Origin of the sequence: Gordonia sp. N1V (assembly GCF_029269935.1) — a bacterium.
Taxonomy (GTDB): Bacteria; Actinomycetota; Actinomycetes; order Mycobacteriales; family Mycobacteriaceae; genus Gordonia; species Gordonia polyisoprenivorans.
In genome coordinates, this window is the sequence record NZ_JARJDD010000018.1 from 58,597 (window position 1) to 80,990 (window position 22,394).

The window sequence follows — 22,394 nt, forward strand, 5'->3', positions numbered from 1 at the left end:
TCATGACTCGCATCCTGTCGGTGGTGACCCTGGTGACGCCGAGCGGTGACTACGGAGGCCCGGTCCGGGTCGCCGTCAATCAGGCCAAGGCGCTCATCGACCGTGGCCATGACGTGCAGATCGTCGGCGGGTACTCGGGCTACGCATCGCCGCCGGTCGCCATCGACGGGGTGCCGTGCCGATTGTTCCCGGTACGTCGGGTCATCCCCGGCGCCAGTTTCTCCGGACTCATTGCGCCGGCACTGATTGGGTGGCTGATCGGCAACGTGGCGGGGTTCGACGCCGTCCACGTCCACGTGGCCCGCGACCTGATCACCCTGCCCGCCGCCGCGATCGCCGAGGCCCGCGGGGTTCGGTGTTTCCTGCAGTCGCACGGCATGATCGACGCATCGCAGCGGCGTTCGGCCGCGGTCCTCGACGCGGCGATGACCCGGCGTGTTCTTCGGCGGGCCCGCACCGTGTTTCACCTCACCGAGCGTGAACGCCGCGATCTGCTCGGCGTCGAGCCACGCTTGACGACGCTGACCGAACTCCCCAACGGTGTGCCCGTCGCCGACCGGCGCCCCGCGCAGTCATCGGAACCGAAGCGGACCGAAGTGCTCTACCTGGCCCGGCTCGCCCCCCGTAAACGACCGATGCTGTTCGTCGAGGCGGCGCAGGAACTGAGTGACGAATTCCCGGATGCCGCTTTCACTCTCGTGGGTCCCGACGAAGGGGAGGGGGAGGCGATCACCGAGACACTGCGGACAAGCGTGCACCGCGATCGCATCACCTGGGAGGGGCCGCTGTCGCCGGAGGAGACGATCTCCCGGATGCGCGACGCCGACATCTATGTGTTGCCGTCGGTGAACGAGCCCTACCCGATGTCGGTGTTGGAGGCGATGTCGGTGGGACTGCCGGTCGTGGTGACCGACTCGTGCGGGCTGGCGGACTTCGTGGCCGCCAACGGTGCCGGTGTGGTCGTCGACGAGACCGCCGAGGCGCTGCGCGCAGCGGTCAGGGGGCTCCTCGACGACCCGGCGGCCGCGCGCGACATGGGGTCGCGGGCCATGGCGGCCGTGCGATCCGAGCGCAGCATGGATGCCGTCGCGGAGTTGCTCGAGAACCACTACACGACGATTGGGATCTGAGCTGATGAACGGTACAGAGCGGGTCGAGCCGACGTCATCGGGACGTGCCGGTGGGCTGTGGGGACAGTGGAAATCGCTGGTCTCGAGGATCGCTGCGCAGCCGCTGTTGATCACCCAGATGCTCTACAGCGCCGCAGGTGCCCTGCCGGTGCTGTTCGCCGCGGCAGCGATGACACCCGCCCACTTCACGCGGTTCTCGTTCCTGATCCTGTTGGTGCAGGTCGTCTCCGGCGCCGTCGTCACCTGCATCTTCCGCGCGGCGATGCTGCACTACCGCACCGACCGCACCGCCCATATCCGGTTGCGTATCACCGTCTCGGTGACCGTCATCTGCTGTGCGGTCTTCGCCGGCGGTGCATTCGCCCTCGACGTCCACGATTGGCGACCACTGCTGGTCGTCTCGCTGGCCAGCGGGATACCGATCTTCACCGAGTGGCTGCGGCATCGGGCGATGACCCTCGATCATCGGTGGGAGGTCGTCCGCGCCGACGTCCTGCGCCTGGTGGTCACCATGCTGATCTCGTTGAGCCTGTTCATCTCCGACAATCCCGAGGTCTATTACACGTTGTACTGCCTCGCGTGGTTTCCCTCGATCGTCCTGCTGGCGGTCCGGGTGGCACGACCTGAGGTCTTCTGTCCGATGTCGCGGTATCGCCACCTGGTGGCGCATTTGCTCGTCGATTTCGTGGTCGGTCAATTCATGGTGATCTTGCCGCTCATGGTGCTCGGTGGTCTCGGCAACTCGACGTATCTGGGCGGCATTCGTCTGGCACAGACGCTGCTCGGTCCGCTCAACACCGTATTCGCGGCCCTCACAACGAATCTCTTCGTCGATGGCGTCACGAGCAAGTCTGCGATGGCCAATGAACAGGTCATCCGTTCCGGCCGTCGACTGGCCACCCAACTCGCGGTGATCTCGATGGTGTTCGTGCCGGCCGTGCTCGTGGCGATCTGGGTGACCGGGCTGTCGCTGCGCGGCGTCGGCAACGCCGAGTTGATCGTCGGCATCGCACTCGTCGGCATCCTCGCCATTCTCTACAACACCTCGGCCGTCGACGCCGTGGTGTTGCGCATCGTCGGACACAACCGGGTGGCCACCGTCGGTCGCACGGTGCTCGCGATCTCCTCGGTGGCGGGATTCACCATCGGGTATCTCGTTGCCGGAGTCGACGGAAGTCTGGTGATCGGGTTCCTCGCTTCTGCGATCGCGAATCCGCTGTGCTTCGTCGTTCCGGCGACATTCGTCTATCGCTCCATCAGAGCAGAGGCGACACCGGATCCGATTCCGACGGCAGCCGACGATGGTGTGAGGTGAGGATGCAGGGAAGTCAGAAGTATCGGGTGGGCGGGCTCGATATCGCCTACAGCGGTCGTTGGGTCATCGCGTTCGTCGGCCCCGTCGATCATGGTGGACCCGAGCGGGTGCGCCGCGCGTTGGTCGACTACGCCCGAGGTAACGGGCCGGCCGGGCGTATCGGGCTCATCCCAGATCCGGAGTCGTCGATGTGGGAGTTCCGGCCGGAGGAATTCGATGACTGTGTGGTCGAGATCGACCCGGTGGAGCCCGCGCAGTTCGCGTCGACACTGACAGCGTTGGCCCGCAGTGCCGAACCACGGCCACCCGTGTGGATCGCGCTGAGCGGTCCGCACGCGTTCTGCTACCTCGACCACGGCATCGGGGACGGCCTGACCGCCTTCCGACTGCTGGCTTTGGTCGCGAGGTCGTCGATGTCGGAGCATCGTCGCGCGAACGATGATCCTGTGCCGCTTCGGTTCCCGGCTGCTGCCGCGGTTGCCGCGGCCACCCGCAAGCACCCGATGCGGGTGGCCGGGACATTGCTGCGCAACGCCGCAGCCGAGTTGTCGTCCGGGCACAAACGCAAGGCCTGCGCCGACACCGCCTTGACTGCGGAGGTCGTCGGGGACCCGCAGCCACGCAGCGCGTTCTCGATGGGTACCGAGAAGGCGTTCGATGAGTTGGAGAGGTTCAAGAACGAGCACTTCCCGCACGCGTCGTCGGTGGCGATGCGAGTGGCGATCGCGGCGTGCGCGCTCGGCCGGGCCGGCCTGCATCCCGCCGAGCCGTTCTATCTGGTGTTCGACGCGCGTCGGTATCTGCGCCGGACCACGGTGACCACGGGCAATTTCGCGGTCGGACTCGATCTCTCCGGCGACCTGCGATGCCCGACCGACATCACCGCCTCGATCCGCGACCACGCCGCCTCCGGTCTCCCGGCCCTCGCCGTCGCTCTGCACTCGGCCAAGTCCCGGCTGCGGGTGGCGCTCGGCAAGCCTCGTAAATCTCCTGCACCGCAGACCATCAACGCGGATCCGTGGGTGACCGTCAGCGACCTGTCCGGTGGACCCGCCGGTCTGATCGACTCGTTCGCGTGGCTCGCGCCCGCCGAGGACCGCAACATCGGAGCGTTCAGCGCCCCCGCGGGACGCGATGCGATCACCCTCACCTATGGGCTGCTCGGTCGGCGTGTCTCCCTGACCGCCTCGTTCGACGAGGGCGTGTTCGATCCCGCACTCGTGGCGAGTGCGGTCGCGAGTGCGGTCGAGGACCCGGTGGGATTGCTCGGTGGTCGGCGATGACCCCGCCGTGCGGCATCGGGAATGATCGATGTGCGGTTCGAGATGTTCCCGGTGGAACACGCGGGTACATTTTCAATTCAGCATATCTATTTGTCCGTGACCTGAGGTTGTGAGAACGCCGAATGGCAAAACAAGTTCCGAATGAGCAACCCGTCAGCGGTTTCCCGGGAGAATCCGACGACCGCGAGAACGGGATCGCCCCAGGCATGCATCGTCGCATCCGGTTACCCGTTCCCCGTAACCGCACCGACCTCCGGTTGCTGGCCCTCGACGTCGTCGCGCTTGCGGTTTTCGGACTCATCGTCCTCGGAAACCGCCACCGCGACAGCCTCCTGGAAGGGGCCGCAGCGCTGGTCGGCGCGGTGATCGTGGTGTTCTTCCTCGAGGTGGCCGGACTGTACCGCAACCGGTTGTCGCTCTCGGCCCTCGACGACCTACCGAGGATCGCGGCATGGACCGTCGTCGGGTTCGCTCTGGCCTGCTCGGTCATCGAACCGTACGGCGATGTCGGTCGAGCCGCGATCGGAGTCCTGATCGTCATCGCGATGCTGTTCACATTGCGTGCCATCTATTACGCCGTTGTGCGCGACATTCGCCGTCGTTTCCCGCCGGCACGCACGCGGACCGCCGTCGTCGGCGGTGGCCGCATCGGTGCCGAACTGATCAAGATCACCCGGGCCCGGCCCGAGTACGGCCTTGACGTGGTGGTGGCGATCACCGACGATCCGTTGCAGGAGTTGGTCGACACGGGTATCGAGATCGAGGCCGGCGTCGGGGACACCCGAAAACACGTCGAGCATCATCGGGTGGGTGCGGTGTTGGTGGCGTTCAGTTCGTCGCCGGACTCGTCGATGGTCGGCCCATTGCGTGATTGCGACGAACTCGACTGCGAGATCTTCATCGTGCCAAGACTTTTCGAGTTCGTCCCGCTGACCAAGGATATGGATCGGTTACACACCATCCCGATCATCCGGATGCGACGCGATGCCCTGCGTACGTGGTACTGGAAGGCCAAGCGCATCTTCGATCTGGTGACGGTGTCGGTGGCATTGCTGCTCTTCAGTCCAGTCCTCGCCGCGGTGGCGACCGCGGTGTTCCTCTCGGATCCCCGCGCTCCGATCATTTTCCGTCAGACGCGCATCGGTCGTCGGGGGGAATCATTCGAGGTGCTCAAGTTCCGCTCGATGCGACCCGTGGCATCGACGACCTCCGACAGCGAATGGCAACCGTCCCAGCGCGACCGCATCGGTCCCGTCGGCCGATTCATCCGAAAGACCTCTCTCGATGAGCTACCTCAGCTGTGGAATGTGTTCCGCGGAGACATGTCGATCGTCGGGCCGCGGCCGGAACGACCCCACTTCGTCGAACAGTTCGAGTCGTCGGTGCCGAGTTACCGCGATCGGCACCGCGTGCCCGCGGGTCTCACGGGTTGGGCGGCGATCAATGGTCTGCGCGGCGACACCTCGATCACCGATCGGGCGATCTACGACAACTTCTACATCGAGAACTGGAGTGTGTGGCTCGACATCAAGATCATCGTGCGCACTGTTGGTGCGGTGTTGCGCGGGACGGGTGGGTAGCTCCGCGGATCGCGTCTCCGGCGGAGCGGATTGCGGCGCAGAGGCAAGCCACGTCGAACATCTGAGGGACAGTTGCCCCGGTTCGCGACCGGGTGACACCCCGGCCCGTAGGGTGGACCCATGACGGCTGACCGTTCGGGGGACGGGCCAGGGGATCGTGGTGATGACGTGTGACCGGGTTCGGGGTGGTAGTGGCGATTTCGGCGGACCCGTATCACCGGGTCGCGGTGGCATATGGCCGCGAGCGATCGGTGGATATCGCCGAGGCGTTTGTCGAGGGAGTGCTGGCTCGGACCGGTACGACCGCCGAGATCATTCGCCGCTCCGACCTCGAGTGGCTTGCCTATTTCGACGAAACCGATGACGCTGCTGTGGAGTTGCTGTATCAGCCGTGGAGTTACGGTTCGCATGTGGTGGATGTTGACGGCTCCGTGCATTTCCTCGAGGTCGCCATGGGTATCGTGCGTGCGGCGGACTTCCCTGCGAGCGTCACCGACGAGGAGATCGTCTCCGCCGCGGACGCGGCACTGTCTCGGGCGTTGGTCGACGGCCTCAGTGCGGTGATCGCCAATCCTTTTCTGGCGCAATCACTTCGGCGTGAGATCTCCATGGCGAACGCGCTCATCACGGCCGACGACGATGACTTCCCGGTGTATTACCAGCCGATCGTTCGGCTCTCCGACGATGTCACGGTGGGCTGGGAGTCGTTGCTGCGCTGGACGACTGCGGGCTCGGTGCGCAGTCCGGACGCCTTCATGCCGGTCGCCGAGGCGACCTCGCTGATCATCCCGATCGGTCGGCGTGCGATCCGCGCGGTCTTCGCCGATCTCGCCGGGCGAATCGGTCGCACGGAGGGCGATGAGGCCTTCGTCTCGATCAACTTGTCCGCCAAGCAGTTGTGGGACGAGTCGCTTCCCGCGTACTTCGCCGAACTCGGCGCCGAGTACGATGTGGAGCCGAGCCGCGTGTGGATCGAGGTCAGTGAGATCGACGTCATCCGGCCTGCGGGAGCCGCTGCGCGCACGCTGTTCGCGCTCCACGGTCTCGGATGCACGATTTGTGTGGACGATCTCGGCTCGGGATTCTCGGCATTGCGATATGTCCGGGACCTTCCGGTAGAGGTTCTCAAGGTGGATCGGACCTTGGTGACCCCGTTGCCGGACAGCACTGCCGACCGTGCTGTGGTGGATGCGATCTGCACGATGGCGAAAGCGACCGGATTACGCGTGGTCGCCGAGGGAATCGAAACCGAGGACGAGCTCGACGAGGTGAACAAGCTCTGTTTCGACCTCGGCCAGGGATATCTGCTCGGCCGTCCCGCGGCAGCCGCCGACCTCTTCGGTCCGGCGCGCTGACGCGCCCAGACCGCCTCCGACCGCCATCTTCAGTGAAGCTAACAGTTCTCTGATTGCGGCCGTGCCCGTATTCTGACCGAATGGCGCCCTCACAGACGCCTCTTGTGAAACACGGGGAATTCACGGGATGCACAACAAGATCTGTGATGGTCCATTTTCCGTTCGTCGTCCCCGAACGGGAATTGTATTCACGATATTCAATCACGTCGTTTAGCCGAAGCGCCGTGGTCGACCCTCTCGGAAAGAAGCACGCCTCATGAACGCAGCTCTGCGCACCATCGCCACCCGTCACGACTCCGCGATCCGCGGGATGGTGACGCCGAACTACACCCTGCGGGCAGCCACTCCGGCGATGCATCCGGCCCTGTGGCGGGAGTACCTGCGGGGTGCGGAGAACGCCTATACCCGGTACGGCTGTGCGGCCGCACTGGACTACGAGCGGGTGGTCGGGGGCGAGGAGACGGTGATGTTCTTCGTCGTCCTCGACAACTCGCAGCAGGTGGTCGGCGGCCTGCGGGTGCAGCCACGGTTCGCCGCGGCGGCGCAGACGCATGCGCTCGAAGAGTGGGCGGGTCAGCCCGGTCAGGTCCACCTGGTCAACGCCATCGAGGAACGCATGGACGGCGGCATCGTCGAGGTCAAGACGGCCTGGACCGATGAGCGGTCACCCATCGCCAAGGAGGTCGTCGGACAGCTCTCGCGACTGGGGTTGCCGATCATGGAGATGTGTGGCGTCGACCACATGATGGCCACGGCCGCCGACCACGTCCTCAAGCGCTGGACCTCCGGCGGCGGGCGGGTCGACCCGAGCGTGCCCGCCACCCCGTTCCCGGACGAGCGGTACCGCACCCAGCTGATGTGGTGGGAGCGGGCCACGCTGGAGTCGGCGACCACCCCGGAGGTCTGGGGCCGGATGCGCGACGAGGCCGACCGGCTGGCCGCGATCTACCCGAACTCGCAGGCATGGGGCGCCCGCCCGCCGGTGCGTCACCACGACCGTTCGGCGTCAGCTCGTTCCAGTGCTCTCGCCCATGGCCTGCGCCGCTGAGGCGAATTCGGCCCGACCGAGCTCGTTCCATCCCTCGTGCGTCCCCGCGTCGGACCCGAGAAGGATCTCCTCGATGCCGAACCGATAGCGGCCGGACCGGACGGGCCGACCACAGACGATGTTGCGTGCCGCCGTTGCCACGAGTGCCCCGGCCATCGCGGCGGTCGAGCCGAGTTGCGGCCACGAGGTGACGCTGCGGCCGAGTTGGCTCGCGGAGAACGCCATCCGAGGCGTGACCTCGTCACCGACGATGGCCAGTGCCATCCGGAGTCGTTGAGCGGGGTCGGCGGCGTCGCCGGCCGAGAAGCCCTCACCGCGGCCGTGGAAGATCGGATAGTCCGGTTCGAGGTCATAGCGCTCGATGTCGAGGACGACGTCCTCGCCCATATCCGTGGCACTGAGTACCGGCACCCCGGCCGCACGGGCGCGTCGCCGCATGTCGATCTTCATCGCGACGTCGTCGATCTCCTCGATGATCACCGAGGCCGGTAGCTCCTCGGTGGAACCCGCGAAGGCCGCCGAGCCCAGGAACGCCTCGGCCAGGTCGGGACGATAACCATCGGGAAACGTCGTGACCTGCGTATACGGGTCACCCTCGAGGATGCGCCTGCGCGCGAGCTCGACCTTGCTGACACCGAGATCGGTCACCGACCCGACGATGCGATTGAGGTTGGTGGGCGCGAGCTCGTCGGAGTCGGCGATGCGGAATCGGCGTGCCCCGGTCAGCGCGGCGGCGGTCAGGGCCGATGAGCCCACACTGAGGCCGGCGACAGCGATCACCGCGCCACCCCAGATCTGCTGCTCACGCCCGGTCAACAGGTGTCGGTTGCGGGCGGTCTTGAGCCGATGGTAGAGCTCGGCGTCGGGGAGACGTACCAGCGTCGAGCGCCACGGGAACAGGACATAGCGGCTGCGGCGCTCGACGAGCTCCTCGTCGGTGACGTCGACGGGCTCGGGCGCCGACGTCTCCGGATCCACGTGAACGAGTCGGTCGAGTACCGCGAGCTCGGGACCTGCTTGCATCCAGGCGTCGACGAACGAGATGGCCGGCGAAGCGCGCAACTCTGCGATGCGTTGCCGGTCATCGGTCGGATCGAGTATCTCCACCACGGGCACCTTCGGGATCGGCCGGGGTCGGATCCCCCGGACAGGGTCATGCGGATATGGACGGAATTGTCGGCTGCTCGACGGTCAGTGGCCGTCGTCCTGCTCGTCCGTTGGCGACGAGCGCAGGTGTCGCCAGTAGGAGGGCGCAACCGTCGCGGTTTCGGCACGGTTGCGGCCCATTCCCTTGGCGGCGTAGAGCAGTTGGTCGGCTTGGGCCGAGAGACGATCCATCAGCTCGGACAGGGTCGGATGGTCCGAGTGGTAGGTCGCTTCGATGATCTCCGCGCACACCCCGCCCACGCTGACCGTGGCATCGGTGGAGGAAGACACCGTCAGCCGAATGTCGTCGGCCAGCCGTGACAACCCGACGGCGTCGTCGGTGACGGTCAGGATCGCGAATTCCTCACCGCCCGAGCGAGCAACCAGAGAACTCGGGGGAACCGCGTTCTGGATGGCGTTGGTGATCTCCACCAGAATCGCGTCACCGGCCGAATGGCCGTGGGTGTCGTTGTACTTCTTGAAGTAGTCGACGTCGACCACCAGGAAGGCGACGTGCTTGCCGGCGGTGGCCGCGGTGCGGAACAGGTGGATCGCGCCGTCGAGCAGTCCGCGGCGGTTGAGAGCAAGGGTCAGAGGGTCGGTCACGCTCAGTTGTGCCTGCTGATGTAGCAACGCCGTCAGTCGTCGGCGCAGGCTGGTGACCAGATAGGTCGGTACCGCGATGGCCATCAGCGCCGCGCCGCCGCCCACGATCAGCGCGGTCGTCGAGGTTGCCCGGATGGAGACGACCACACACACCAGGACGGCGGCGGTGAGTACGAAACCCATGACCACCGGTAACGACGAGTCCATCGCCGACAGCGCGGGGATCGCCGCAAGCAGGACGAGGACCGCCAACGCCGCTCCATTGTCGGCGATCACGATCGACGATCCGGCGACGCCGAGCATGCCGCCGAAACTCAGAAGGGCGAATCCGCGGTCGGACAATCGTCGGGCGTAGACGGTGATCGCAACCGATACCAAGGTGTAGACGCCGATGACCACGAGCACCCATTGGCAATGGGGTTTGAGAAACGTCGAGGAGAGGAGTCCGAGGAGGATCAATGGGATCGCACCGGTCTCGCTGACCAGCACGCCGATGGAGCGCTGGTCGAAGCTTCGGGCGAACGAGGGGCCGTCGACCCCCTTGGTGGCCGGGACCAGCTCGGACGAGCGGAATCCGGGGTTCGAATTGTCGGGAGGCTGAAGTCTCATCGGGGAGTGGGGTCGACCAGTCGTTGTGGAGCGGGCGGACGGGGTTACGTGCATCGCAACGTGACCGGACGGTGACGAGGGGTTAACGCACCGACGAGCCGCAAAGTCACTCCACTCCACTTCGTCTGGTCGAGCTCGATCGAGATCCGCCGCAGTGGATTCGATCTTTCGCTAGGCGAACTCTCGACGCTGTGTGCAACCCCCGTACGAGAAAGATACCAGATGCCGTATTGGGCGATTCTGAGAAATCGGTCTGAACGGAACGGTCGGAATTCGGGCTCGCGGAAACAATTCGATGGTGGTGTTGACCTATTCGAATAGTCGTATTCGTGAACCCGTCTCGGCAACCGCATATTTCCTATTTCATGGACCGGTGAGGCCGGTCACGATCGGTAACGTAGTGAGGTGTCGTGGAGGTTACGTGCGCAGCCAAAGCGCCTCCCGGCTATGTCCAGCGTCTATGATCCGATCATCCGGAACACCGGGTCGTACGCAAACCGAAGCAAGGGTGGGCTGGTAGTGCCGGGACATGGACACATGGTTGTCCAAGCGGATCCGTTCCGGCGACTGACCGGGGCATTCGGACGGGAGCTGGCCGGAGCGGTGGCCGCTCGGTTTGTCGACGGTTTGATGGCTCGCGTCGGACCCGCGGTGGCGATGATGCGCGTGGCCGACCTCGACTACGAACTGGTTCCGACCGCATCCAGCGAGGAGGAACTCGACATCCTCATCGGCGAACTCCGTGGCGGCGCCCACATCGTCGAGTGGGGCGGTGAGCGGTATTTCCTGGACACCCGAACCGGAGTGGCCTCGCCCCGTTATCTGTCCCGCGATCTGCGTAACGGCGTGGGTAAATGGTGCGCGGAATGCGCGTTCACGGCGGCGATTGAGCGGCGGACGCCACTGGAGGTGTGCGATGACGAGATGCTCGCCACCGTCGACCGGCTTCGTACGACCGTGCTACGGCTTTCGCGGGCCAAGGTTGCCGACTTCGCACCGCATTATCAGCCGATTGTGCATCTGCCTTCCCACGAGGTGGCCGGGTACGAGTCGCTGATGCGCTGGCATGACGGCAAGGAGGCCGGACCGAGCGAGTTCCTCCCGATCCTGGAGGGCACCGCCTTGCTGGGGCCGATCAGCGCCTCGACGATCGCGACGGCGGTTGCCGAACTACCACATGGGATCACCACAGTGGCCGGGTCGGAGTCCTTCGTGTCGATCAACTTCTCCCAGCGCCAACTGCTCAACCCGGCCATCGTCGACTCGACCATCGAGCAGGTCCGCACGAGCGGAGCAGATCCGGCGAGGTTCTGGATCGAGCTGCGTGAGGACGAGGTGATCCGCATCGCCAGCGATGCCGCGCATGCCGTCGGTGCACTGAGCGAGGCGGGGTGCACGATCGTCATCGACGATCTCGGGTCGGGATACTCGGCGCTGAGCTACCTGCGTGATCTGCCGGTCGACGTCCTCAAGGTCGACGGGGACCTGGTGAACTCCCTCGACAGTGACTGCGACGAGGAGAGCGAGACCACGGAGGCGGTGGTCCGTGCGATCTGCGACGTCGCCCGCGCGACGGGATCGAAAACGGTCGCCGAAGGTGTCGAGGACGCCGCTGTCGTCCCGTTGCTCGTCGACCTGGGATTCGACTACGCGCAGGGATACCACTTCGGGCGGCCCGCGTCGTCGTCGGCGCTGTTCGGTTGAGCCTCGTCTCTGGACTACTTGTCGCAGCCGAGAACCGCGGCCTTCGCGAGACCGCCGAACTGATAGGCGAACTGGAAGCTCCAGTACCGCAGCGACGACGGATACGACCGCGGTACCGGGCGCATGACGACGTCGCCGTCGAAGCACTGGCCGAAGATGTAGCGGGCGCGGACCATGTGGAACCGCCAGCTGATGACGATGACGCTGTGCCAGTGGCGTTGGCGGGCCAGTCGTTGGGTCTCCATCGCCTCGCCCCGTGTCGTCGACGGATCGGGGTCGAAACAGATCACCTCCATGGTGGCGGTGCTCGACGAACACACCCGCTGCATCAGCTGGGCGCCGGTGCGGTGGTAGTGGTCGTTCATGTACGGGTTGGAGATGAGGACCGTGGAGGCGTACCCCTCACGGGCGAGCTGTAGTCCGTAATCCTCACGGCCGTCGTGCTCCCCGCCGAGCACGACGATGGCGTCGACTTTGCGCAGCGGGTCGGAATGGTCGCGGTAGAACAGCTGATACCCCAACCCGTAGAACGCCGTTCCCGCGAGCACGGCGACGATCACCACGGCGATCACCACGCGGCGCAGCAGTCGGCGTCGACGGACCGGTCGCTCGGCTGAGGGGGACTGTCGAGAGGCTGTGAGATCGGGATCGGTCGCCGACGAGGACACGATGGGCTCGGGTGTCCTCGGGTTCACTCGACCCATTGTGGCCGCGGATCGGTGATCGTGCACCGTGGCGCAGCAGTGATCTGTGCCGCTGTCGGTGGGATCGGTGTGACCAGCCGGTGGTGATTCAGTAGTAATACGGAAAAGCGTCCCATTCCGGAGAGCGCTTCTGCAGGAAGGCATCCCGGCCCTCGACGGCCTCGTCGGTCATGTAGGCCAGGCGGGTGGCCTCGCCGGCGAAGACCTGTTGGCCCATGAGCCCGTCGTCGGTGAGATTGAAGGCGAACTTCAGCATGCGTTGTGCGGTGGGCGATTTGCCGTTGATGGTGCGACCCCACTCGATGGCGGTGCGTTCGAGGTCGGCGTGGTCGGCCACCCGGTTCACCGCGCCCATCCGGTGCATCGTCTCCGCGTCGTACACCTCGCCGAGGAAGAAGATCTCGCGGGCGAACTTCTGGCCGACCTGCTTGGCGAGATACGCGCTGCCGTAGCCGGCGTCGAAGGAGCCGACGTCGGCGTCGGTCTGCTTGAACCGGGCGTGCTCGCGCGAGGCGAGGGTGAGGTCGCACACCACGTGCAGCGAGTGACCGCCGCCGGCGGCCCAGCCGTTGACGACGGCGATCACGACCTTGGGCATGGTGCGGATGAGGCGCTGGACCTCCAGGATGTGCAGGCGGCCACCCTCCGCCTTCACGCGTGTCTCGTCGACGCCCTCGGCGCCGGCCGCGGCGACGTCGGCGTCATGGCTGGTCGCGTACTGATACCCGGACCGACCGCGGATGCGCTGATCGCCGCCACTGCAGAACGCCCACCCCCCGTCCTTGGGGCTCGGTCCGTTGCCGGTGAGCAGCACCGTGCCGATGTCGGGGGTGCGTCGCGCGTGGTCGAGGGCGCGGTAGAGCTCGTCGACGGTGTGCGGCCGAAACGCGTTGCGGACCTCGGGGCGGTCGAAGGCGATGCGCACGATGCCATCGGCCCGGGTGGTGCCGACGTGCCGGTGGTAGGTGATGTCGGTGAGTTCGCCGAGGTCGATCACCGGACGCCACTGGGTCGGATCGAAGGGGGGTGGCGTGGCGGAGGCGGCGTCGGTGCTCATGGCGTTCAGGTTAGGACACCGATCCCGAGCCGCCGGCGAACACCCGGCCGGGGCGGTGCCGGGCTGCCCCGAGCGCCGGTTTCTTAGAATTTGGCGGGATTATTCCCGATGAGTGGCCACCCACCAGCGCCTTTTGGCATATTGGCGACGTGGGTGTGTGGGAGATCGTGCTGATCGTCGTCGCCGTGTGGGTGGCGCTGTCGGTCGTGCTCGCCCTGCTGATCGGCGCGATCATCAAGCTCCGGGACCGTCGGGAGGCGCCCACCCAGTCCACCCACGTGGATCTGCATGCGGTCGGCAGCACCCGTCACCACCACCGGTAGCTCGCGTTAGGCTGCGCCGACTGCGACGCCGATGACCGGCGCCGATACGGTGTCGGGCATGACTTCTTCGCCAGAATCGGGCTGGGCCGTGCCCGCCGACGCGGACTCGCCGCACGAGGGCGGATTCCGCGCTCGCATCGACATCACCACCGACCGCGGCGGCCCGCGCTACGGCGAACTCAGCGAGGAGATCCGGCGGCTGATGGATCTCGCGCGCTACGCGTGCCCGACCCCGGAGATCACCGACGAACTCATCGACCAGGTCCGCGCGCTCAACAAGCGCCTCGAGGACGTGCAGATCGACGAGTGGCGTTCGCCCGCGGGCACCCGAATCGATCTGCCTGCGCGGGGCAACATCACGCTGCCGCCGTACGAGATCAGCGAGGGCGGACCCGACGGCGTTGTTGCCTCGGTGACCTTCCGTCCGTTCCACCTCGGCGGCAACGACGCCGCGCACGGTGGCCACGTCGCGGTGGCCTTCGACGACCTGGGCGGTATGGCGTCGGCACTGGCCGTGCAGGGCATCACCCGCACCGCCTATCTGACCGTCAGCTACCGATCGTTGACCCCGTTGCGCACCCCGCTGCGCATGCACACCTGGGTCGAGAACCTGGACGGCCGAAAGGCTTTCGTCAAGGGCACGCTGCACGACGGGGACCGGCTGTGCGCCGAACTCGACGCGCTGTTCATCGCGCTCAAGCCGGGGCAGCCGTAGGCGTCTCGGCTACGTCAACTCGCGGACGTCGAAGCTCGCTCCCGCGGCCCGCAGACGGTCGGCGAGCGCATCGCCCATCGCGGCGGCCGGGGTGAGGACGCCGCTGCGGGCCGGGAGTTCGCCACGGTCGAGGGCCAGGGTGAGCGCACTCTCGCCGAGCATCACCGCGGTGGCCTTGTATCCCGGGTCGCCCGACAGCTTCATCTGCGAGCGGTACCGACGGTCGGTGCTGGTGCGGGTGTAGGTCTCGGTGACGAAAAAGCCTTTCTCCCTGGTCTTTTCGCTCGGACCGCTACCCGGCTTGGGCAGCACGCGATCGAGGAGCCGGCGCGTCGGACCGAAACTCATCGCCCCCAGGAACGCTCCGGTGCCGACGCTGACACTGCCGGCGATCAACGCCGACAGGACCGGGATACCGCCGACGTTCATGGTCTCCGCATAGTGGAAATCGGGGCCATAGGCGTTGTCCAGCAACGCGTTCGAGCGTCGCACGACGCGCGTGTTGTACGACGACATGAAGAATGGCGCGAGTGTCCCCGACAACGACGGGTCGACCGTGCGGGCGCGCACGACCGCGATGTCACTGGGCTCCGAGGACATGCTGACCTTCGGGGTGTCGCCCGGATCACCGGACAGCGCTTGCGGATTGAGCAGCAGCCGCCGCTTCTGCGGGTCCTTGGCCTCCTCGGCGATCACCCGCATCGAATCGATGGTGCCGCCGGAGACGCCGCCGCGCATCGACTTGACCACCATCGTGGTGTCGGTGAGCGTGCCCGCCTCGTCGTCGGCGACCTTGCGGTACAGCAGATAGGTACCGAGATCGGAAGGGACCGAATCGAATCCGCAGGAGTGGACGACGCGGGCACCGGTGGCCTGTGCGGTCTCGTGGGCCTTGTCGATGGAGAAATGGACGAAGGGCACCTCGCCGGTGAGGTCGACGTAGTCGGTGCCCGCGGTGGCGGCCGCGACGACGAGCGACTCGCCGTACCGCAGGTAGGGGCCGACCGTCGTGCAGACCACCCGTGTGCGGGCGACCATCGCGTCGAGCGAACTCGGCGACGAGGCGTCGGCGACGATCAGCGGCCAGCTCGACGCCGCGGCGGGCAGGCGTCGACGGACCTCGGCGAGTTTGGTTTCGGTGCGGCCGGCCAGCGCGACCTTGGTGCCGGCGGGTGCATGCTCGGCGAGGTAGCGGGCGGTCAGCTCGCCGACGAAGCCGGTGGCGCCGAAGACGACGACGTCGAACTCGCGGGCGGGCGTGGTGGTTGTCGGTTCAGGTGTGCCGGACTCGGACGGATTCTCCCCACTCATGGCGTCGAGGGTAATCGTCGTGCGAGATCGGTCACAGCGCGGCTGGTCCGGGGCGCCGTCGGGCGGCCCAGCGCGCGGCGAAGGGTGCCACGAACAGCATCAACAGCACACGCAGGATCTGCGCGGCCACCACGAAGGCGACATTGCCGCCGGCCGCGGTGGCCGCGGCGAGCACCGCATAGATGCCGCCGGGGGTGGTCGCCAGATAGCAGTCGAACATCGATTCGCCGGTCCACCACGACAACAGGACGCCGAGCAGCCCGCAGCCGACGCCGATCGCGAGAATCAGACCGATCGCCGCTGGCAGGATGCGCCCGATTGCCTTGAGTCGCTCCATCGTGAACCCCAGCCCGGCCTGCCAGCCGATCAACGCGTAGGCGATCGCGAGCAGGATCGGCGAGATCGCGGCGTCGCCGGCCAGTCCGGTCAGCTCGGCGGCCGTCGACAACGCCATCGGACCGAGCAGGCCGGCCGCCGGGAGGTGGATGAGCCGGCCGACGGGCACGCTGACCCCCGCGCACACCGCGAGCAGCACCAGCCCCCAACCCTGATCGGACCAGCTCGGTGACGCCTGGGCGACACCGTTGGCCGATGCGCCGAACACCACCGACGCGACCAGCGGGATGGTGAGGGTCACCAGGGCCACGCGCACGTACTGGACGACGGCGACGACCCGCTCGTCGCCACCGAGTTCACGCGTCAGCGCCACCAGTCCGGACGCGCCGCCGGCGACCAAGGCGAGTGCGCCGGTGAGGGTATCGACTTGGCGGTGCAGTCCGAGCAGGGCTCCGCCGGCCACCGACAGGGCCAGGGTGCCCAGCCCGACGACGAGCACCGGTAACCACGCCGACCCCAGTCCCGACAGGGTGCTCGGGTCGGCCATGGTGCCGATGTAGACACCGAGCACCCCCTGTCCGGCCAGGAACAGAGGTCGGGGGACGACCGGGGCGTCCGGGTCGTCGGAGTGTGTGCGTGGGGCGAGTCCGGCGATGGCGAGGACCGCGGCGACCACCAGGCCGGCGAACAAGGCGGCGGCGTCGACGTCGAGGAGTTCGAGAAGAAGTGCGGCGATCGCGGTGACGAGAGCCAATCCGATCCAACGACGCACTGGCCCCAGCGTAGGCGGGCCCGGCTCAGCGGGTGCGGGCGCCTCCCAGGCTCAGCGCGCCGAAGGTCTTGGGGGTGCCGCGTTGGTAGAAGCGGTCGAGGTCGGTGATCTCGAATCCGGCGTCGGTGAGGGCGGCGGGGATGTCGCGGGTGAGGTGACAGCCACCGGCGACCCGACGCTGGACGGGCTCGAGGCGGCGCTGCCACCGCTGGACCCGGGGATCGGGTGCGTCACCGTGTTCCAGGAAGCGCAGGGAGGCAGCAGGTTTGAGGACCCGGCGAAGTTCGGCGAGGGCCGCGGGCAGGTCGGCGATGGTGCACATCGTGAACGTCGACAAGGCGCCGTCGAAGGTGTTGTCGGGGAAGGGCAGCGACTGTCCGTCGAGCCCTGCGCGGTCGATCGGGACCGGCGACGCCGCGATGCGGTCGGCACCGAGAAGCCACCCGTCATCGGAGGGTTCGATGGCGCTGACCCGGGTCACCGCGGGCGGGTAGGCCTCGATGTTGTGGCCCGAGCCGAACCCGACCTCGACGATGTGGCCGGTCAGCGGTGCGCAGACGCGTCCGCGCAGCGGGACCATCACCGACGACCCGCAGGTCAGGTTGATCAGTCGCGGAAGGAGGTGGCGGTCGTAGAAACCGGAGCCCATGAGGCGAGAATAGGTCCGCCGGCCCGCGTGCTCGCCTGTTTTCAGTCATCTGCCGGGTATGCAGGGCGCGCTGACCTGGGCTTTTGGTGAATCTCTACTTCGGAAATGACTGAAAACAGGCGAGATGGAGCCAGAACGGGCCCCGCTGCGTCCAAACCTCGTGGACAAGACCGTCGAACTGGGTGTGAAGAGCCGTACGGAGTTGATCGCGGGCGGGCTGACCGACAACGACCTGCGGCGGATGGTGCGCCGAGGAGAACTCGCCGTCGAACGACGAGGGTGGTACTCGACCCCGGGCGCCGACTCCGACGCACTGCTGGCGGCACGGGGATACGGCGCACTGTCGGGTCCGACCGCGCTGGACAAACACGGGATCTGGGTTCCACCGGGCTACGAGGAGGTGCACATCCGCGCGGGCAAGGATGCGATGAGGCGGGGCACGGCCTGCTGTCGACCGCCGGGGCCGCCGCTACCGGTGCACTCGATCCTCGACCCGGTCCCCCTGGCCCTGTGCAGTGCGGTCGGGTGCATGAGTCCCGATGACTGGATCGTCGTCGCCGATTCGGTGCTGAACAGTCAGGGTCTCGATGTGGAGTTGCTGCTGGTGATGCTGCCGCGAGCCAACGCCACCATCGAGATGCTGTTGGCCGAATGCGATCCCCGATCCCAGTCGGGCACGGAGACCATGGTGCGCACCCGATTACGACGACGAGGACATGACGTCGTGGTCCAACCGAATCTCATCGGGTTGGGCTGGTTCGACCTGCGGGTGGGCCGACTTCTGATCGAATGCGACAGCAAGCTTCATCACACCAGTCTGGAGAACTACCGCAAGGACCGTCGCCGCGACCGCAAATCGCTGGCCAGGGGCTACTCGACGATGCGCCTGACCTACGACGACGTTCTCTACGGCTGGGACGACACACTGGCCGACATCACCCGCACCCTCGACGACGATCGGCACCGGTTGCCGCCTCCCGACGACGAATGATCGTGCCGTTCGCCTGTTTTCAGTCATTTGCCGAGTACACCGCACCCGCCGACCTGGGCTTTTGTCGAATTTCTACTTCCGGAATGACTGAAAACAGGCGAGCAGGGGTGCCACGGGGCATCCATCGGCGGAGATCGTTGCGGAAAAGCGGCATCGTAGTGTGGAAACCATGAGTTCTTCCCCGGAATCCGCGCCGCCGAACCCGTCCACCCTGCAGGCGCGGGTCATCGTCGACGAGTTGGTCCGCGGCGGGGTCCGCGAGGCGGTACTGTGCCCGGGATCACGCAATGCGCCACTGGCATTCGCGCTCCATGCCGCCGACGCCGCGGGCGCGCTGCGGCTACACGTCCGGATCGACGAACGGTCGGCGGGATTTCTGGCCCTGGGGTTGGCGGCGTCGTCGGGGCGGCCGGTGCCGATCGTGATGACCAGCGGGACCGCTGTGGCCAACATGAGCCCGGCGGTCTTCGAGGCCAACTATGCCCGGGTGCCGCTGGTGGTGGTCAGCGCGAACCGGCCGTACGAGTTGCTCGGGTCGGGGGCCAATCAGACCGTCGAGCAGTTCGGGATCTTCGGCACGCAGGTACGTGCGGCGATCAGTCTGGGCCTGGCCGAGGCCGACCTCGACACCAACAGCCAGTGGCGCTCGGCGGTCGGTCGCGTGCTGGCGGCGGCGCGGGGTGCGCGGACCGGCAACGCCGGACCGGTGCAGTTCGACATCCCGTTGCGCGAGCCGCTCGTCCCCGGGCCGCAGACCGGCCCCGAGTCCGACCTCGGCGTCTTCGCCGGACGCCCCGGTGGGCTGCCGTGGACACAGGCTCCGGTCGGCAAACTCGACATCCCACTGCCCATCGACCTGTCCCTCGACACGGTCGTCGTCGCAGGTCATGGAGCTGGTCGGTATCCGGAGCTGGACGGGATCCCGACGGTCGCCGAGCCGACCGCACCGCATGCGGTGACCCCGCTGCATCCGCTGGCGCTCGACGCGCTCGCCCCGAAGCAGGCCATCATCTGCGGTCGGCCCACCTTGCACCGCGGGGTGGCGCGACTGCTCGCCGACCCCGAGGTCCGCGTCTACGCGGTGACCACCGGACCGCGGTGGCCGGACGTGTCGGGCAATGTGTTCGCGACCGGCACCCGGGTCGAGGCGACCGGCGAGGCGGCCGAGGACTGGCTCAAACAGTGCGCCGAGGTTCATCAGCGCGTCCTCGGGGCGGTCGACGCCGAACTCGATGCGGGCGGTCCGGCGACCGGCCTGCACGTCGCGCGTACGGTCAGCGCGGCCATGGTGCCCGGCGAGCAACTGGTCGTCGGCGCGAGCAACCCGATCCGCGACGTCGCATTGGCCGGGCGCGTCTCGCCGGGCGTGCGGGTGCTCTCCAACCGTGGCGTGGCCGGTATCGACGGGACGAATTCGACCGCGATCGGCGCGGCATTGGCCCACGACGTCGACCATCCGGGGTCGCGGACCGTCGCGTTGATGGGAGACCTGACCTTCATCCACGACGCCACCGGACTGATTCTGGGGCCGTCGGAGCCACGGCCGCGGCATCTGCGGATCGTCGTCGCCAACGACGACGGCGGCGGCATCTTCGGGCTGCTCGAGCAGGGCGATCCGCGATTCAACTCCGGCCCGTACGCCGGTGCCTATGAGCGGGTGTTCGGCACGCCGCATCGCACCGACCTGGCCTCGTTGTGTGCGGGATTCCATCTGCCGCACCGCCGCGTCGAGCAATCCGACCTGGCTGCGGTGCTGGCCGAGCCGGGCGCCGGCGGGGTGGAAGTCGTCGAGGTGGTCACCGACCGTGAGCGCCTGCGTTCGGTGCACGCGGGGATCGTGGGCCGCCTGCGGTAGTGGGCCCGTATTCTGAGGTGCATGAATCCGGTCATCCTGCGGCGCGTGCAAAAGACGCTGCTGGTGATCGGGCTGATCGTCACCGTGATGGCCGGCGCGATGGTCGTGGCCGCCTTCCGCAACGACGCGGCGATCAACCGCGACAAGGGCACCGTGATGGCCGACATCGTCTCGGCCGACCGCCTGCACGCCGTCGCGTACTTCCAGACGCCCGACGGGCAGATCTACAGCCCGCGGCTGGGGCTGCTGTATCCGACAGAACTCGGTACCGGACAACGCATCAGCGTCGAATACGACCAGAGCAACCCCGACCTGGCCAAGCCCGCTGGGAGAGGGGCGTCGCTGGCGATCATCCCGGCGCTGTCGGTGGCCGCGCTGACGTGGCTGATCGTTCTCGCCGTGATGGTGCTGATCGCCGAGGCCAATCGCCGCCTGCTGCGCCGGGCCGCGCGTCGCGCCGACGAGGACGACTCCGGCCCCGACGACGGTGACGGCGGCGATCACCCCGACGACGACCCGTCACCGCGTCCCGCCGACGACCGGGCAACCGTCGATGCGTGAGGATGCTGCGGCGACCAGAGGTTCGCGCGGAGTTCGCGCGTAGGTCACATGCGGTCGTCGCCGAGGTCATCGAAGTCAACGACCATTGGCGCCATGCGCGTGGCTATCGTCGCCGAGAGTTTTCTTCCGCAGGTCAACGGGGTGGTCAACTCTGTTCTACGAGTCGTCGAGCATCTCGAGGACGCCGGGCATGGTGCGGTGGTGATCGCACCGGATTCCGAGCGAGACGGTCAGCGGGCACCGCGGCTGGTGGGTCGGCACACCCCTGTGCACACGGTGCCCTCGATGCGATTTCCGGGCGTGACGTCGCTGCCCGTCGGGGTGCCGATGCCGAGCATGTACCGAGCCCTGCGCGACGTGCGCCCCGACGTGGTGCATCTCGCCTCGCCGTTCGTGGTCGGTGGGGCAGGCGCGTTGGCGGCCAAGCGGTTGGGCGTTCCGACGGTGGCCGTGTTCCAGACCGACGTCGCCGGATTCGCCGAGGCATACCGCCTTCAGGTGGCCGGGCGCGCGGCGTGGCGATACACGCGGATGGTGCACCTGGCCTGCGACCGCACCCTCGCGCCGTCCACGGCGACGATGGAAGCGCTTGCCGCCCGCGGGATTCCGCGACTGCATCGATGGGCGCGCGGCGTCGACACCGCCCAGTTCTCGCCGGCCAGACGCGATGACGACCTGCGCGCACAGTGGGGTGCGGACCGGTTGATCGTCGGATTCGTGGGCCGGCTTGCGCCGGAAAAGCATGTCGAGCGGCTCGCCCCGCTGGACCGCGACCCGTCGGTGCGGCTGGTGATCGTCGGTGACGGCCCCGAACGTGCTCGCCTGCAACGACTCTGCCCGAACGCGGTGTTCACCGGCGAACTGCGCGGCGAACAACTGGCGCGCGCCTATGCCAGCCTGGACGTCTTCGCCCATCCCGGTGAGCACGAGACCTTCTGCCAGGCCATCCAGGAGGCGATGGCCAGCGGGATACCGGTGATCGGCCCGGATGCGGGTGGACCACGAGACCTGGTGACCCCGTTGTCGACGGGATTCCTCCTCGATCCGGCGACCTACGCCGATCGCATCGCCGAAACGGTCGCCGCGTTGCGGGAGCCCGCCCGACGCGCGGCGATGGGCCGGGCCGGGCTGGCCGCGGTGCGCGCGCGGACGTGGCCGGCGCTGTGCGAGGAACTGCTCGGGCACTACGGCGAGGTCATCGCCGAACGCGGAGGCGATGCGCGGATCGCGATGGGGCGGCAACGGCTCGCCGGGTGAGTGGATCGGCTGCTGCCGGCTGGGGTCGGAACGGTGGTTTGACCCACGCGTGATCGGGGAATGCCGCGTGAGCACGTGTTTCGCCCG

20 protein-coding genes are annotated in these 22,394 nt (G+C 67.3%); 13 read left to right on the plus strand and 7 right to left on the minus strand.

All coding sequences use genetic code 11. The features are described from left to right. The first annotated feature begins 2 nt into the window (after positions 1–2). From P3L18_RS20610 to P3L18_RS20635, 6 genes are all read left to right on the plus strand, one after another. On the plus strand, positions 3–1,130 hold the full coding sequence (locus P3L18_RS20610) for a glycosyltransferase (protein ID WP_276115093.1): 1,128 nt from the start codon (positions 3–5) through the stop codon (positions 1,128–1,130). A 4-nt stretch (positions 1,131–1,134) separates the two neighbouring features. Further along, a complete protein-coding gene (locus P3L18_RS20615) occupies positions 1,135–2,445 on the plus strand; it encodes a hypothetical protein (RefSeq protein ID WP_276115094.1) in 1,311 nt (436 codons plus the stop codon). Positions 2,446–2,447: 2 nt separating this feature from the next. Continuing rightward, positions 2,448–3,728 (plus strand): hypothetical protein, encoded by a 1,281-nt coding sequence (locus P3L18_RS20620; protein WP_276115095.1) that lies wholly within the window; start codon positions 2,448–2,450, stop codon positions 3,726–3,728. Between the two features lie 122 nt (positions 3,729–3,850). Next, positions 3,851–5,308 (plus strand): sugar transferase, encoded by a 1,458-nt coding sequence (locus P3L18_RS20625; RefSeq protein ID WP_276115096.1) that lies wholly within the window; start codon positions 3,851–3,853, stop codon positions 5,306–5,308. Between the two features lie 170 nt (positions 5,309–5,478). Next, on the plus strand, positions 5,479–6,663 hold the full coding sequence (locus tag P3L18_RS20630) for an EAL domain-containing protein (protein ID WP_276115097.1): 1,185 nt from the start codon (positions 5,479–5,481) through the stop codon (positions 6,661–6,663). A 256-nt stretch (positions 6,664–6,919) separates the two neighbouring features. Further along, positions 6,920–7,711 (plus strand): hypothetical protein, encoded by a 792-nt coding sequence (locus P3L18_RS20635; RefSeq protein ID WP_276115098.1) that lies wholly within the window; start codon positions 6,920–6,922, stop codon positions 7,709–7,711. Here the strand turns inward: P3L18_RS20635 and P3L18_RS20640 are convergent. Further along, positions 7,670–8,821 carry a ThiF family adenylyltransferase gene (locus tag P3L18_RS20640; RefSeq protein ID WP_276115099.1) on the minus strand — a complete coding sequence of 384 codons (1,152 nt, stop codon included), beginning with the start codon at positions 8,819–8,821 and terminating at the stop codon, positions 7,670–7,672. The genes P3L18_RS20635 and P3L18_RS20640 overlap by 42 nt on opposite strands. 81 nt (positions 8,822–8,902) lie before the next feature. After that, a complete protein-coding gene (locus P3L18_RS20645) occupies positions 8,903–10,072 on the minus strand; it encodes a GGDEF domain-containing protein (RefSeq protein WP_276115100.1) in 1,170 nt (389 codons plus the stop codon). A 537-nt stretch (positions 10,073–10,609) separates the two neighbouring features. On the opposite strand from P3L18_RS20645, the gene P3L18_RS20650 reads away from it, so the two are divergent. Further along, the gene (locus P3L18_RS20650) at positions 10,610–11,776 is read left to right on the plus strand and encodes an EAL domain-containing protein (RefSeq protein WP_253193874.1); all 1,167 of its coding nucleotides are present in this window, start codon (positions 10,610–10,612) and stop codon (positions 11,774–11,776) included. A 14-nt stretch (positions 11,777–11,790) separates the two neighbouring features. Here the strand turns inward: P3L18_RS20650 and P3L18_RS20655 are convergent, their stop codons facing one another. After that, the gene (locus P3L18_RS20655) at positions 11,791–12,444 is read right to left on the minus strand and encodes a YdcF family protein (RefSeq protein WP_276115125.1); all 654 of its coding nucleotides are present in this window, start codon (positions 12,442–12,444) and stop codon (positions 11,791–11,793) included. A 124-nt stretch (positions 12,445–12,568) separates the two neighbouring features. Next, positions 12,569–13,537, minus strand: a complete 969-nt coding sequence (locus tag P3L18_RS20660) for a 1,4-dihydroxy-2-naphthoyl-CoA synthase (RefSeq protein ID WP_276115101.1) — start codon at positions 13,535–13,537, stop codon at positions 12,569–12,571. A gap of 149 nt (positions 13,538–13,686) precedes the next feature. Here P3L18_RS20660 and P3L18_RS20665 point away from each other — a divergent pair, with 149 nt between their 5' ends. Beyond that, positions 13,687–13,860 carry a hypothetical protein gene (locus P3L18_RS20665; RefSeq protein ID WP_006370772.1) on the plus strand — a complete coding sequence of 58 codons (174 nt, stop codon included), beginning with the start codon at positions 13,687–13,689 and terminating at the stop codon, positions 13,858–13,860. A 58-nt stretch (positions 13,861–13,918) separates the two neighbouring features. Continuing rightward, positions 13,919–14,575, plus strand: a complete 657-nt coding sequence (locus P3L18_RS20670) for a PaaI family thioesterase (RefSeq protein ID WP_014359121.1) — start codon at positions 13,919–13,921, stop codon at positions 14,573–14,575. A 9-nt stretch (positions 14,576–14,584) separates the two neighbouring features. On the opposite strand, the gene P3L18_RS20675 is transcribed toward P3L18_RS20670, so the two are convergent. The 3 genes from P3L18_RS20675 to P3L18_RS20685 are packed head-to-tail and all read right to left on the minus strand — an operon-like array spanning position 14,585 to position 17,643. Continuing rightward, positions 14,585–15,886, minus strand: coding sequence for a saccharopine dehydrogenase NADP-binding domain-containing protein (locus P3L18_RS20675; RefSeq protein ID WP_276115102.1), 1,302 nt, complete (start codon positions 15,884–15,886; stop codon positions 14,585–14,587). A gap of 31 nt (positions 15,887–15,917) precedes the next feature. After that, positions 15,918–16,994: an AbrB family transcriptional regulator gene (locus P3L18_RS20680; RefSeq protein ID WP_276115103.1), complete on the minus strand. Its 1,077-nt coding sequence runs from the start codon at positions 16,992–16,994 to the stop codon at positions 15,918–15,920. A gap of 25 nt (positions 16,995–17,019) precedes the next feature. Beyond that, positions 17,020–17,643, minus strand: a complete 624-nt coding sequence (locus P3L18_RS20685; protein ID WP_094602365.1) for a class I SAM-dependent methyltransferase — start codon at positions 17,641–17,643, stop codon at positions 17,020–17,022. 124 nt (positions 17,644–17,767) lie between these two features. Between P3L18_RS20685 and P3L18_RS20690 the strand changes: the two genes are divergently transcribed. The 4 genes from P3L18_RS20690 (at position 17,768) to P3L18_RS20705 (ending at position 22,307) form a co-directional block, all read left to right on the plus strand. Further along, complete coding sequence (locus P3L18_RS20690; protein WP_006370777.1) at positions 17,768–18,634, plus strand: hypothetical protein; 867 nt, start codon at positions 17,768–17,770, stop codon at positions 18,632–18,634. A 169-nt stretch (positions 18,635–18,803) separates the two neighbouring features. Next, positions 18,804–20,489 carry a 2-succinyl-5-enolpyruvyl-6-hydroxy-3-cyclohexene-1-carboxylic-acid synthase gene (menD, locus tag P3L18_RS20695; protein WP_276115104.1) on the plus strand — a complete coding sequence of 562 codons (1,686 nt, stop codon included), beginning with the start codon at positions 18,804–18,806 and terminating at the stop codon, positions 20,487–20,489. A gap of 21 nt (positions 20,490–20,510) precedes the next feature. Continuing rightward, positions 20,511–21,050 carry a DUF3592 domain-containing protein gene (locus tag P3L18_RS20700; RefSeq protein ID WP_079928912.1) on the plus strand — a complete coding sequence of 180 codons (540 nt, stop codon included), beginning with the start codon at positions 20,511–20,513 and terminating at the stop codon, positions 21,048–21,050. Positions 21,051–21,143: 93 nt separating this feature from the next. Beyond that, positions 21,144–22,307 (plus strand): glycosyltransferase family 1 protein, encoded by a 1,164-nt coding sequence (locus P3L18_RS20705; protein ID WP_006370780.1) that lies wholly within the window; start codon positions 21,144–21,146, stop codon positions 22,305–22,307. The last annotated feature ends 87 nt before the right edge of the window (positions 22,308–22,394 follow it).